Below are 13,057 nucleotides of genomic sequence, written 5' to 3'. Positions count from 1 at the left end.
CGCCGAAGTGGTACGAACGCTGCTGGCCCTGGACTACCCGGGGCGCCGCGCGGAGGCGAAGATCGCCGACCTCGGCCTCGAAGCACACGGATACGAAGTGGCGCACCTGCTCACCGCCCCGCTTCCCGACGCGCTGACCGGTCGTGAGTACGCGCAGGAGCTCTTGCGCGCACACGGTCTCGCCGAGCGGGAGACCGCCGCGATACTCGCCTACTGCGCCTCGGCCCCGCTGGCGCAGGAACTGGCGCGCCACATGGTGGAGGCGGGGAGGCAGGCGCCCCCGCTCGTCTTCTTCGACGCGGCGCCGCTGACCGCGCAGGACATCACCGACGACTACGCGACCGTCCTCAAGCAGATCGACGCCTCGGCGTTCGAGGAGAGCGGTTCACGGACGGACGTCGCCTCCCTCATCGGCACTCCCGAAGAGCTCGTGCGGGCCATGCGGGAGGAGATGACCCGGTACACGCGGAACTCCCTCGCGGAGGACCTCTTCGACGAGGAGGAGGTGGACCTGGCCGCCGAGCAGATCGTACGGGTGTACCTGGACCTGCTGACGCACCAGATCGCCGCCTACCACGGGTCGGCTCCCGCCTGGGGCGGGGACGTGGTGAACATCGTGTCGGCCGGGAACCCGTTCCAGGGGGAGTGGCCGGGGGCCCGCGCCACGCGGGTCGTGCGAACGGCGCGGGACCGTGCGGGCCTGCTGGCCGACGCGGCCACCCGCGACACGGTGCTGTCCTTGCTGGCGTGAGCCGGCGAGGACGCGACGGGGGAAGGGGAACGGCGGTGTCCCGGATCGGGGGGTCCGGGACACCGTCCGCCGGCCGGCTTCATCGGCCGGCGGCCAGGCCGTTTCGTGGGGATCAGGACGGGCCCGGACGATCCACCCTGACCCGAAGGACACGGCCTAGACCGGCAGGCCCGTCGGTTCCTTGATGCGCTTCATGATGATCTGCGAGTTGACCTCGGTGACGCCGGAGAGGGCCGTCAGTTTCTCGATCCAGAGGCGCTCGTAGGCGCGGAGGTCCTCCACCGCGATGCGCAGGAGGCAGCCGGGGCTGCCGAAGAGGCGGTACGCCTCGATGACGTCGGGGATGTCCTGGAGGGCCGCCTCGAAGGCCTCGACGGCGGCGCGGTCGCGGCGCACCTCGACCGAGACCAGCACCTCGAAGCCCCGGCCGACCGCCTCGGGGGCGATCACCGCGCGGTAGCCCTGGATCACCCCGTCCTGTTCGAGCTGGCGTACCCGCCGCATGCAGGGGGAGGGGGTCAAGCCGACACGCTGGGCCAGCTCCTGGTTGCTGAGGCGGCCGTCGGCCTGGAGCTCGCGCAAGATTTCACGGTCAATGGCGTCCATGGGGCAATTATTGACCGGAGTCATCCGCCTAGTGGGCCTGAACTGGCAATCGTATTGCGCGTAGATCTCACTATCATTGCTTTCGATAGGACGGATGTACGAGGTATCACCCGTACGTGAGAGAGGGTGGCCATGGGACGGATCGTCGTCATCAGCACCGGCGGCACGATAGCCAGCCGCTGGCAGGGTTCCGGCTTCGCGGCCGATGCCGACGGGCGCGAGGTCATGGCCACCGCGCCGCTGCCCGAGGACATCACCGTCGAGGTGGTGGACCTGTTCAGCGTGAACAGCCCCCGGCTGACCACCGCCCACCAGCTCACCCTGCTGCGCACCGTGCACGAGGTGCTGGCCGACCCGGGCGTGGACGGCATCGTCGTCACCCACGGCACCGACACCCTGGAGGAGTCGGCGTTCCTCGTCGACCTGCACCACCACGACCCGCGCACCGTGGTGTTCACGGGCGCGCAGCGGCCGATGGGCACCGCGGACGGGGACGGACCGGGCAACCTGTACGACGCGCTGCTCACCGCGGCGAGTACGCGGGGGCTCGGCGTCCTCATCACGTTCGCCGGCCGGGTGCACGCGGCCCGCGGCACGGTGAAGACCCAGGCGGTGGCGCTGGACGCCTTCGCCGACCCCTCGAAGGAACTGCTCGGGAAGATCGGCTTCGGCAAGGTCACGATGTTGCGGTCTCCGCAGCGCCCGGAGCCGCTGCCGCTGCCCGCGATGCCGCAGGTGCCGCCGCGCGTGGACGTCGTGATGCACCACGCGGACGGGGACCCGGTGCTCCTGAACGCGGCGCTCGCGGCGGGCGCGCGGGGTCTCGTACTGGTCGGCACCGGCGCGGGGAACGCGACGCCGGAGATCGTGGACGCGGTGAAGGACGCCGTGGCGCGGGGTGTGCTGGTGGCGCTGACCACGCGGGTCGCCGCCGGGCCGGTGACGGAGATCTACACGCACGGCGGAGCCGTGGACCTGGTGGCGGCGGGGGCGGTCCCGACGGGGACGCTGCGGGCGCCGCAGGCACGGATCGCGGTGCTGTCGGCGCTGCTCGCCTCCGAGGAGGCCGCGGACCGGGTCCGCGTCCTGCGGCGGAGTGTGGATTCGGCCGGACCGGCGCTGGTCACCGTCTGAGCCGGGCAGGGTGCCGGGGCGCTGTCCCCGGCACCTCTCCCTCGCCGTACCGGGGGCGCCCCCCGTGCCTCACACGCCGGCGGGGCCGCCCTTGTCCGTGAACGCCGCGAGGATCCGGTCCGCCGCCGAGGTGGGGGTCACCGCGCCCGCCCGGACCGATGCTTCCAGGCCGGGGGCCAGGTCGCGGACCGCCGGGTTCGCGCGCAGCCGCTCCAGCAGCTCCTCACGGACCATCGACCAGGTCCATTCGACCTGCTGCTCCGCGCGCTTGGCCGCCAGGCGGCCGCCCGCGTCCAGCAGCCGGCGGTGCTGCTCCAGGCGGTTCCACACCTCGTCCAGACCCGCCGACTCCCGTGCGCTGCACGTGAGTACGGGCGGGGTCCAGGCCGCGTCCGCCGGGTGCATCAGGCGCAGGGCGCCCGACAGCTCCCGCGCCGCCGCCTTCGCGTCGCGCTCGTGCGGGCCGTCCGCCTTGTTCACCGCCAGGACGTCCGCCAGCTCCAGGACGCCCTTCTTGATGCCCTGCAGCTGATCTCCCGTACGGGCCAGGGAGAGCAGGAGGAAGGAGTCCACCATGCCCGCCACCGTCGTCTCCGACTGGCCCACGCCCACCGTCTCGACCAGGACCACGTCGTAGCCCGCCGCCTCCATGACGATCATGGATTCGCGGGTGGCCTTCGCGACCCCGCCCAGCGTGCCGGCCGAAGGAGAGGGCCGTACGAACGCCGCCGGGTCCACCGACAGGCGTTCCATCCGGGTCTTGTCGCCCAGGATGGAACCGCCCGTGCGCGTCGAGGAGGGGTCCACCGCCAGCACCGCCACCCGGTGGCCCAGCCCCGTCAGCATCGTGCCGAACGCGTCGATGAAGGTGGACTTGCCGACCCCCGGCACCCCGCTGATCCCGATCCGGCGGGCCCGCCCCGTGTGGGGGAGCAGTTCCGTCAACAGCTGCTGCGCCAGGGCGCGGTGAGCGGGCAGGGTGGACTCGACGAGGGTGATGGCGCGCGCGATGAACGCGCGCTTCCCGTCGAGCACTCCCTTCGCGTAGGCCTCGATCTCGATCTTCGGAGGCATCGGCCGCGCCCTACAGCTCGTGGCCCAGATCCGCGGCCAGCCGCGTCACCAGGTCGTGGGCCGCGTCCGGGATCACCGTGCCGGGCGGGAACACCGCCGCCGCGCCCATCTCCAGCAGCGTCGGCACGTCGGCCGGCGGGATCACACCGCCCACCACGATCATGATGTCCTCGCGCCCCTCCTCCGCCAACTGCTCGCGCAGCGCCGGTACGAGGGTCAGGTGGCCGGCCGCCAGCGACGACACGCCCACCACGTGGACGTCCGCCTCGACGGCCTGGCGGGCCACCTCCGCCGGGGTCTGGAACAGCGGGCCGACGTCCACGTCGAAGCCCAGGTCGGCGAAGGCGGTCGCGATCACCTTCTGGCCGCGGTCGTGCCCGTCCTGGCCCATCTTGGCGACCAGGACACGCGGACGGCGGCCCTCCGCCTCCTCGAACCGGTCGACCAGCGCACGCGTGCGCTCCACGTTCGGGGACTCTCCTGCCTCGGTGCGGTACACACCCGAGATCGTACGGATCTGGCTCGCGTGCCGCCCGTACACCTTCTCCAGTGCGTCCGAGATCTCACCCACCGTGGCCTTGGCGCGCGCCGCGTCCACCGCCAGCGCGAGCAGGTTGCCGTCGCCGCGCTCGGCCGCGTTCGTCAGCGCCCGCAGGGTGTCCTGCGTGACCGCCTCGTCGCGCTCCTCGCGCAGCCGCCGCAGCTTCTCGATCTGCTGCGTGCGCACCGAGGAGTTGTCGACCTTGAGCACGTCGATCTGCTCGTCGTTCTCCACCCGGTACTTGTTCACGCCGATCACCGGCTGGCGCCCCGAGTCGATCCGCGCCTGCGTGCGGGCGGCGGCCTCCTCCACGCGCAGCTTCGGGATGCCCGCGTCGATGGCCTGCGCCATGCCGCCGGCCGCCTCGACCTCCTGGATGTGCTGCCAGGCCCGGCGCGCCAGGTCGTACGTCAGCTTCTCCACGTACGCGCTGCCGCCCCACGGGTCGATCGACCGGCAGGTGCCCGACTCCTGCTGCAGCAGCAGCTGGGTGTTGCGGGCGATGCGCGCCGAGAAGTCCGTCGGCAGCGCGAGCGCCTCGTCGAGGGCGTTGGTGTGCAGCGACTGGGTGTGCCCCTGGGTCGCCGCCATCGCCTCGATGCACGTACGCGTCACGTTGTTGAAGACGTCCTGAGCGGTCAGCGACCAGCCGGAGGTCTGCGAATGCGTGCGCAGCGACAGCGACTTGGCGTTCTTCGGGTCGAACTGCTTGACGAGCCGCGCCCACAGCAGGCGGGCGGCGCGCAGCTTCGCGACCTCCATGAAGAAGTTCATGCCGATCGCCCAGAAGAACGACAGGCGCGGCGCGAAGGCGTCCACGTCCAGCCCGACCGCCTGCCCGGCGCGCAGGTACTCCACACCGTCCGCGAGGGTGTACGCGAGCTCCAGATCGGCCGTCGCCCCGGCCTCCTGGATGTGGTACCCGGAGATCGAGATGGAGTTGTACCGCGGCATGTTCTGCGAGGTGAACGCGAAGATGTCCGAGATGATCCGCATCGAGGGCGTGGGCGGATAGATGTAGGTGTTGCGGACCATGAACTCTTTGAGGATGTCGTTCTGGATGGTCCCGGCGAGCTTGTCGGGGGAGACGCCCTGCTCCTCCGCCGCCACGATGTAGAGGGCGAGGACCGGCAGCACCGCGCCGTTCATCGTCATCGACACCGTCATCTTGTCCAGCGGGATGCCGTCGAAGAGCTGCCGCATGTCGTAGATCGAGTCGATCGCCACGCCCGCCATGCCGACGTCCCCCGTGACGCGCGGGTGGTCACTGTCGTAGCCGCGGTGCGTGGGCAGGTCGAAGGCGATCGACAGGCCCTTCTGGCCGGCCGCGAGGTTGCGCCGGTAGAAGGCGTTCGACTCCTCGGCCGTGGAGAAGCCCGCGTACTGGCGGATCGTCCAGGGCTGGTTGACGTACATCGTCGGGTACGGGCCGCGCAGGTAGGGGGCCACGCCCGGGTAGGTCCGCAGGAAGTCCAGCCCCTCCAGGTCCCGGCCCGTGTACAGCGGCTTCACGCCGATGCCCTCGGGGGTCTCCCACAGCAGGTCGCCTGCGGCGGTCCCGGTGGACTCCTTGACGGCGGCGCGCCACTGGTCCTCGGACCCGGCGGCCGGGCCCACGCCGGTCAGCGCGAGTTCGGAGAAATCGGGGATGCTCAAGACGCGATTCCCATCCGGTCGAGTACGGAGGACAGCACGGCGACCGCGTCGCAGCCCGCGAAGACGTACTCGTCCACGGCCTGCGCCGACGTGCCGGGCTTGCCCGCGAGGAACACGGTCGTCGCGCCGGCCGCGCGCAGGGCCGCGGCCACCGCCTCGGCCTGCTCCTCGTAGAGCGCGTCGCTGGAGCACAGCACGGCCATGCCGTCCGCGCCGCTCGCGGCATAGGCCTCGGCGGCCGTCGCCGGGTCCACCGAGACCGGGTCGTGGACCGGCTCGACACCGCCCGCCTGGAACAGGTTCGCGGCGAAGGTGGCGCGCGCGGTGTGCGCCGCCGCGGGTCCCAGCGCGGCGAGGAAGATCCGCGGACGGTTCCCGGTCACCGCCAGGTGCGCGTCGCTGCGGGCGCGCAGGGCCTCGTACGCCTCGTCCCGCCGTACGCGCGGCAGCCCGCCGGCGGGGCCCGCCGGGGCGGGCTCGCGGTCGAGGGGCTTCTCCGAGAGCAGCGGGAACTCGCTGACACCGGTGATGGGTTCGCGGCGCTTCGCGAGCCTCTTCGCGCGCTCGGCCCAGGTGGCGGCGAGCCGGTCGGCCACCAGGCCGGAGCGAAGGGCGGCGGCGAGGCCGCCGGCCTTCTCGATCGTCTGGAAGAACTCCCAGGCGGCGTGCGCGAGTTCGTCGGTCAGCCGCTCCACGTAGTACGAGCCGCCGGCCGGGTCGATGACGCGGGCCAGGTGCGATTCCTCCAGCAGGATGGTGGAGGTGTTGCGAGCGATGCGGCGCGCGAAGGCATCCGGCAGGCCCAGCTCGTGGTCGAAGGGGAGCACGGTGACCGAATCGGCCCCGCCGACGCCCGCCGCCATGCAGGCGACGGTGGTGCGCAGCATGTTCACCCACGGGTCGCGGCGGGTCATCATCACGGGCGAGGTGACGGCGTGCTGGCGCTGGGCACCGGCCTCCGGGGCCCCGCAGGCCTCGGCGATCCGGGCCCACAGACGGCGCGCGGCGCGGAACTTCGCGATCGTGAGGAACTGGTCCGCGGTCGCGGCGTAGCGGAACTCGAACTGTCCGAGGGCGGCGTTGACCCCGAGGCCTCCGGCGGTGGTGCCGGGGTCCGTGCCGGTGCCGGTGCCGGTGCCGGTGTCCGTGCCGGTGTCGGCTCCGGCTTCCGTGAGGGCGCGGAGGTAGGCGACTCCGGTCGCGAGCGAGAGGCCGAGCTCCTCGGCGGCCGAGCCGCCGGCCTCGTGGTACGGCAGCGCGTCGACCAGGAGGGCGCGGACGCCGGGCCAGTGCGCGGACGCCTCCCGGGCGAGGCCGACGGCGTCGGCGACGTCCAGGACCTCACCCGTACGGGCCTCGTGGCCGAGCGGGTCGGCGCCGAGGCTCGCGCGGGCGGCCTCGGGGGCCACCTGCCGCTCGGCGTACAGGCGCAGCAAGGCGCGGGCGGCGTCGGCGTATTCGGCTCCGGCGTCGAGGGAGACGGGAGCCAGGTCGAGGTAGACGCCGTCGAGCGCGCGGGGGAGTGCGTCGACGGGGAGGCCGCCGAGGCCGCTGCCCAGGGACAGCCAGAGGGAGGTGACCCCGTTCTCGAGGTCGGTGAGAACGGCCTCGTTCACCCGTACGGGGTCGTGTCCGACGTACCGCTGGCGTACGTCCCAGCCGGCGGCGGCACCGCCGGCCGGGCTGCCGCCCCGTAGGAACGGGGCGAAGCCGGGAAAACCGGTTTCGTCGGCCGTTTCGGGTGCGGTGTACAGCGGGCGGGTGGTGAGCCCGTCCTCGAGCTTCGTGGACAACGCGTCTTCTGCGGCTTCGCCGGATACGTCCTTGCCGGACTTGCGTAGAACGCCCTCTACCAGGCGCTGCCACTGCTCATGCGTCGCGTCAGGGAACTCGGCGGCCAAGGAGAGCCCGTCATCAGGCAGGACCGTCATGGCTCGAATGCTAGGGGGGCCGCCTTGGGAACGACTATAACCACCGGATGTGATCTCGCCCTCTCATGTGAGATGGGGAGTGTCTCGAAAGAGCGTTTTGAGCAGCGGCGCAGGGTGGCGGAGCGTGGTGGGGCCGGTATCGGGGGCGGGGTGGGGTGCCGTCCGGAGCAGGGCATGATTTATGGCGCCTTCTCCGGGTTGGTGACGTGCTCGGGACGGGGCGCCAACACATCACGTTTGACACTCCGGACGTCACCCCACCCCGCCCCCGACCCCTGCCGGCGGCTTCGGCCGCGAGGGCGGGTGACGGCCGGGGTGTCGGCGCCGCGTGGCGGTCGCGTTGCGGGACCGTGAAATCCAGCCACGCTTTTCAGCCGTTCGGGGGTGCTGGACGGCCTCTCGAGGCGTGGTTGAAGTGCCTGGTCAGGGTGGGTGCGCCGGAGTGGGTGGGGGCTTCGGCGCGGGTTTGTTTCGGCGTGTCGGGCGGGGCTTGACCCGTACCGGAGTCGCTGCCAGGCTCCGAGCCATGTCCGCGTTCGAGCTTTTCGCCCCGCGGTTCCGCACCCCCGGCTCCTGTACCGCGCCGGGTGCGTGTCCGGGCCGCTGTCAGGCCCCGCGCCGCGCCTGAGCGCCGCCCCGGGTCCCGCCCGATGACCGTTCGGCCTCCCGCCGAACCGGCCCCCGGTCCCTCGCCGACCCGGGACGGCCCGCCTCCCGGCCGGCCCTCCGTCGTCGGCCGGTAGCGCACCGGCCGTTCTCCTTCGGTCTCCGACCGGTCCCGCCCGGCACCAAGCCCGCTCGGCCTCCGGCCAACGGGTCTGCCCAGCCACACCCTGTCCCCGTCCCGCGACGAGCCCTGCCCGCAGGCCGGACCCTTCTCCGTTCTCTGCCCGGCCTCGCCGTCCCGGGCCGGCCCGTGCTGTCCGAACCAATCCCAAGGAGTCCCCATGAGCACCGCCACCCGCACCCAGACCACCGTCACCCGGATCGGCGGCCGCATCGGCGCCGAGATCGGGGGCGTGCGGCTCGGGGGCGAGCTTCCGGAGGAGGTCGTCGCCGAGATCCGGGCCGCCCTCCTCGCCCACAAGGTCGTCTTCTTCCGCGACCAGGACCACCTCGACGAGGCCGGCCACGAAGCCTTCGCCCGACTGCTCGGCACCCCCGTCGCCCACCCCACCGTGCCCTCCGCCGACGGCCGTTACGCCCTCGGCATCGACTCCCACCACGGCGCCCGCGCCAACCAGTGGCACACCGACGTCACCTTCGTCCCCGCCTACCCCGCCTTCTCCGTCCTGCGCGCCGTCACCATCCCCCCGTACGGCGGCAACACCCTCTGGGCCAACACCGCCACCGCGTACGCCCACCTCCCCGAGCCGCTCCGTGTCCTCGCCGACAGCCTGCGCGCCGTTCACACCAACGAGTACGACTACGCCGCCCTCAAGCCCGACGCGCTCCCCGAGGCCCTCGCCCAGTACCGCGAGGTGTTCACGTCCACGAAGTTCCGCACAGAGCACCCCGTCGTGCGCGTCCACCCCGAGACCGGCGAACGCACCCTGCTCCTCGGCAATTTCGTCCAGCGGATCGACGGCCTGACCGGTCAGGACTCCCGAGCGCTGGTCGACCTCTTCCAGTCGCACATCGAGCGCCCCGAGAACACCGTCCGCTGGCAGTGGCGGGCCGGCGACGTCGCGATCTGGGACAACCGGGCCACCCAGCACTACGGCGTCGACGACTCCGACGACCACGAGCGCACCCTGCGCCGCGTGACGGTCGACGGTGACGTACCCGTCGGTCCGGACGGGGCCCCGTCCCGTCTGATCAGCCCGGAGAACGTCCCCGACCCGTCCTTCGGCATCCCGTCGGGCGCGTCCGCCACCGCCTGACGCGACCCGCCCGCACCGCCCGTACGACAGCCCAGGAGGCACCGTGCCCAGCCTGCTCGCCCTCACCGGCAGCCCCTCCCCGCACTCCCGTACCGCCGTCGTCGCCGACCACGTGCTGCGCCGGCTCGCCCACGCCGGGTTCGACACCGCCCACCTCGCCGTACGGGAGCTCCCCGCGGCCGACCTCCTCGCCGCCCGCCGCGGTGAGCCCGAGATCCGCCGGGCCCTCGAAGCCGTCGCGGCGGCCGACGGGATCATCGTCGCGACCCCGGTCTACAAGGCCTCGTACACCGGCCTGCTGAAGGCCTTCCTCGATCTGCTGCCGCAGGACGGGCTGGCCGGCAAGACGGTTCTGCCGATCGCCACCGGCGGCAGCCTCGCCCACGTACTGACCCTCGACTACGCCCTGCGTCCGGTGCTCGCCGCGCTCGGAGCCCGGCACGTCACCGCCGGCCGGTTCGTCCTGGACTCGTCCGTGGAGCGCGGTACCGGCCCCGGCCGGCTGCGGCCCGAGGCGGAGCTGGACCTCTTCCAGGCCGTCGACGAATTCGCCGAGGCGCTGAGCGCCGGAGCCTCGGCCGCCGCTTTCGTGACGACCGCCCCGTAGCGGTCGAGAAGCCCCTGATTTCGGACAAGGAACCCCCATGCCCGCAGCCCTCGGCTCCACCCGCACCTCCCGACGCCAGTTCCTCACCCTGCTCGGCATCTCGGCGGCGGCGGTGAGCTGCGGTACGGCCACCGCCTCCGGCGGATCCGGAAAGCAGGTCACGTCCCTGAAGTACCAGGGCGCCGTCGGCTCCGTCCTGCTCCCCGAACTGGCAGCGGACCTCGGCTACCTGGGCGGCCTGACCCTCGACTGGGTGGGCAACACCATCAGCGGCCCCCAGGACATCCAGTCCGCGGCCACCGGCCAGACCCACTTCGGCGGAGCCTTCAACGGAGCCATCGTCAAACTCGCCGCGAGCAAGGCCCAGATCCAGTCCGTCATCTCCTACTACGGCTCGGACAAGGACACCTACCTCGGCTACTACGTCCTGGAGGACAGCCCGATCCGCTCGCCCCGCGACCTGATCGGCAAGAAGGTCGGCATGAACACCCTGGGCGCCCACGCCCAGGCGCTGCTGGACATCTACCTGGAGCGCAACGGCCTCTCCAAGGCCGAGGCCGCGAAGGTCGAGTCCCTGGTGGTCCCGCCCGTCAACACCGAGCAGGCACTGCGCCAGAAGCAGATCGAGGTCGGGGTGCTCAGCGGGGTCCTGCGGGACAAGGCCCTCGCCACCGGCGGCATACGCCCGCTGTTCAAGGACTTCGAGCTGCTCGGCGCCTTCAGCGCCGGTTCGTACGTGATGACGCGGCGGTTCATCAAGGAGAACCCCGACACCGTACGGACCTTCACGACCGGTGTCGCCAAGGCCATCGAGTGGTCCCGGACCACCCCGCGCGAGGAGGTCATCGCCCGGATGACCGAGATCGTCAAGAAGCGCGGCCGCAACGAGGACACCTCCACCCTCCGGTACTGGCGCTCGTTCGGGGTGGCCGAGACCGGCGGCCGGATCGCCGACAAGGAGTTCCAGCTGTGGATCGACTGGCTCGGTGAGCGCGGCGAGATCAAGAAGGGCCAGCTGAAGCCCGCTGACCTGTACACGAACGAGTTCAACGGCCAGGGGAAGGGCTGAGCACCATGGCGAAGATCGTGTTCGAGTCCGTGACGAAGACCTTCCCGAGGAAGCAGGCCAAGGGGAGGAGGGCCGGGGTCCTCGGCGCCGGCGGCAGCTTCACCGCCCTCGACGGCGTGGACCTGGAGATCGGGGCAGGGGAGTTCGTGGTGGTCGTCGGCCCGAGCGGCTGCGGCAAGTCCACCCTCCTGGACCTGCTGGGAGGACTGACCCGGCCCAGCTCCGGCCGGATCCTGCTCGACGGCGAGCCGGTCACCGGGCCCGGACTGGACCGGGGCATCGTCTTCCAGCAGTACGCCCTGCTGCCCTGGCGCACCGCCCTCGGCAACATCGAGTTCGGGCTGGAGGCGACGGGCGTCCCCCGCCGTGAACGCACGGCGCGGGCCCGGGAGTTCCTGGACCTCGTCGGCCTCACCGGCTTCGAGGACCGCCACCCGCACGAGCTGTCCGGGGGCATGCGCCAGCGCGTGGCCATCGCCCGGTCGCTCGCCTACGACCCGGACGTCCTGCTGATGGACGAGCCGTTCGCGGCGCTCGACGCGCAGACCCGCGAATCCCTCCAGGACGAGCTGCGCCGCATCTGGCAGCGCACCGGAAAGACCGTCGTGTTCATCACGCACGGGATCGAGGAGGCCGTGTACCTCGGGCAGCGGGTGGCCGTGATGACCTCCCGCCCCGGCCGGATCAAGGAGGCCGTCCCCGTCTCCTTCGGCGACCGGGCCACCGGCGCCGGCGGGGAGGAGCTGCGCTCCAGCCCGGAATTCGCCCGCTACCGCCACGAGATCTGGACCCTGCTCCACGACGAGGTGGCCCGCGCCCAGCAACTGGAGAAGGAGGAGGCCACCGTATGAGCACCGCAGCCGATACGAAGACCACCGGGGCCGGGGCGGCCCCCGGGGACGGGGTGCGGGCCACCCGTACGCCCGCGCCGGTACGCGAACCGGCCCAGGCGCCGGACTCCGCGCCCGTACGGGAGACGGCGCCGGCACGCGAACCCGGGCCGGCCGCGGCTCCGGCGGCACGGAACGCCCTGCGCGCCGCCGCCCACTGGCTGCGCGCGGCGGCCCTGCGCTCGGCGGCGGTCCTCGCCCTGCTCGCGCTCTGGGAGACGGCCCCCCGGCTCGGGCTGGTGGACTCCACCTTCCTCCCGCCGGTCAGCGAGGTCGCCGCGGCCTGGTGGGAACTGGCGGGCAACGGCCAGCTCGCCGAGCACACGCAGGCCAGCCTGGTCCGCTCGTTCGGCGGCTTCGGCATCGCCGTCGTCGTCGCGGTCCCGCTCGGCCTGCTCATCGGCTGGTACCGCCCCGTCGCGGTGCTGCTCGGCCCGCTGCTCGAAGTGTTCCGCAACACCGCGGCCCTCGCGCTGCTGCCGGTGTTCGTCCTGCTCCTCGGCATCGGCGAGACCTCGAAGGTCTCCATCGTCGTGTACGCCTGCGTCTGGCCGATCCTGCTGAACACCATCAGCGCCGTCGGCAACGCCGATCCGACCCTGGTCAGGCTGGCCCGTTCCATGGACCTGTCGACGCCGAGGCTCTTCCAGAAGGTGATCCTGCCGGCCTCCGTACCGGCCGTCTTCACGGGTATCCGGCTGGCCGGCGCCGTCTCGATCCTGGTCCTCGTGGCCGCCGAGATGATCGGCGCCAAGGCGGGGCTCGGCTATCTGATCAACGCCTCGCAGTTCAACTTCGCGATCCCGGAGATGTACGCGGGCATCGTCACCATCTCGGCCATCGGCGTGGCGTTCAACCAGCTCCTGGTCATCGTCGAACGCCGCCTCAGCCTCTGGCGCGTCCCCGCCTGACACC

At 72.2% G+C, this 13,057-nt stretch carries 11 protein-coding genes; 7 read left to right on the top strand and 4 right to left on the bottom strand.

Annotated elements, in window-relative coordinates:
* Positions 1-7: 7 nt before the first annotated feature.
* Positions 8-751 (top strand): hypothetical protein, encoded by a 744-nt coding sequence (locus K7B10_RS11860; protein WP_229336076.1) that lies wholly within the window; start codon positions 8-10, stop codon positions 749-751.
* 156 nt (positions 752-907) lie between these two features.
* On the opposite strand, the gene K7B10_RS11855 is transcribed toward K7B10_RS11860, so the two are convergent.
* Complete coding sequence (locus tag K7B10_RS11855) at positions 908-1,357, bottom strand: Lrp/AsnC family transcriptional regulator (protein ID WP_030868896.1); 450 nt, start codon at positions 1,355-1,357, stop codon at positions 908-910.
* A 132-nt stretch (positions 1,358-1,489) separates the two neighbouring features.
* On the opposite strand from K7B10_RS11855, the gene K7B10_RS11850 reads away from it, so the two are divergent.
* Positions 1,490-2,491, top strand: coding sequence for an asparaginase (locus K7B10_RS11850; RefSeq protein ID WP_229336075.1), 1,002 nt, complete (start codon positions 1,490-1,492; stop codon positions 2,489-2,491).
* 69 nt (positions 2,492-2,560) lie between these two features.
* Here the strand turns inward: K7B10_RS11850 and meaB are convergent, their stop codons facing one another.
* The 3 genes from meaB to K7B10_RS11835 are packed head-to-tail and all read right to left on the bottom strand — an operon-like array spanning position 2,561 to position 7,693.
* Entirely contained in the window at positions 2,561-3,565 is a 1,005-nt protein-coding gene (gene meaB, locus K7B10_RS11845; RefSeq protein WP_229336074.1) for a methylmalonyl Co-A mutase-associated GTPase MeaB, read from the bottom strand.
* A 10-nt stretch (positions 3,566-3,575) separates the two neighbouring features.
* A complete protein-coding gene (gene scpA / locus K7B10_RS11840) occupies positions 3,576-5,762 on the bottom strand; it encodes a methylmalonyl-CoA mutase (protein ID WP_229336073.1) in 2,187 nt (728 codons plus the stop codon).
* Positions 5,759-7,693, bottom strand: a complete 1,935-nt coding sequence (locus K7B10_RS11835) for a methylmalonyl-CoA mutase family protein (protein ID WP_229336072.1) — start codon at positions 7,691-7,693, stop codon at positions 5,759-5,761. The genes scpA and K7B10_RS11835 overlap by 4 nt, the downstream gene beginning before the upstream one ends.
* Positions 7,694-8,640: 947 nt before the next feature.
* Between K7B10_RS11835 and K7B10_RS11830 the strand changes: the two genes are divergently transcribed.
* Genes K7B10_RS11830 through K7B10_RS11810 form a run of 5 tightly spaced genes read left to right on the top strand, consistent with a single transcriptional unit; the run spans position 8,641 to position 13,053 of the window.
* A complete protein-coding gene (locus K7B10_RS11830; protein WP_229336071.1) occupies positions 8,641-9,576 on the top strand; it encodes a TauD/TfdA dioxygenase family protein in 936 nt (311 codons plus the stop codon).
* A 43-nt stretch (positions 9,577-9,619) separates the two neighbouring features.
* Positions 9,620-10,183, top strand: a complete 564-nt coding sequence (ssuE, locus tag K7B10_RS11825; protein ID WP_229336070.1) for an NADPH-dependent FMN reductase — start codon at positions 9,620-9,622, stop codon at positions 10,181-10,183.
* 37 nt (positions 10,184-10,220) lie between these two features.
* Positions 10,221-11,252: an ABC transporter substrate-binding protein gene (locus tag K7B10_RS11820; RefSeq protein WP_229336069.1), complete on the top strand. Its 1,032-nt coding sequence runs from the start codon at positions 10,221-10,223 to the stop codon at positions 11,250-11,252.
* Between the two features lie 5 nt (positions 11,253-11,257).
* The gene (locus tag K7B10_RS11815; protein WP_229336068.1) at positions 11,258-12,103 is read left to right on the top strand and encodes an ABC transporter ATP-binding protein; all 846 of its coding nucleotides are present in this window, start codon (positions 11,258-11,260) and stop codon (positions 12,101-12,103) included.
* On the top strand, positions 12,100-13,053 hold the full coding sequence (locus K7B10_RS11810; RefSeq protein WP_229336067.1) for an ABC transporter permease: 954 nt from the start codon (positions 12,100-12,102) through the stop codon (positions 13,051-13,053). The genes K7B10_RS11815 and K7B10_RS11810 overlap by 4 nt, the downstream gene beginning before the upstream one ends.
* The last annotated feature ends 4 nt before the right edge of the window (positions 13,054-13,057 follow it).

The sequence above is a fragment of the Streptomyces flavotricini genome (assembly GCF_020639365.1).
Classification (GTDB): domain Bacteria; phylum Actinomycetota; class Actinomycetes; order Streptomycetales; family Streptomycetaceae; genus Streptomyces; species Streptomyces flavotricini.
This window is presented reverse-complemented; position numbering and strand designations above follow the sequence as displayed.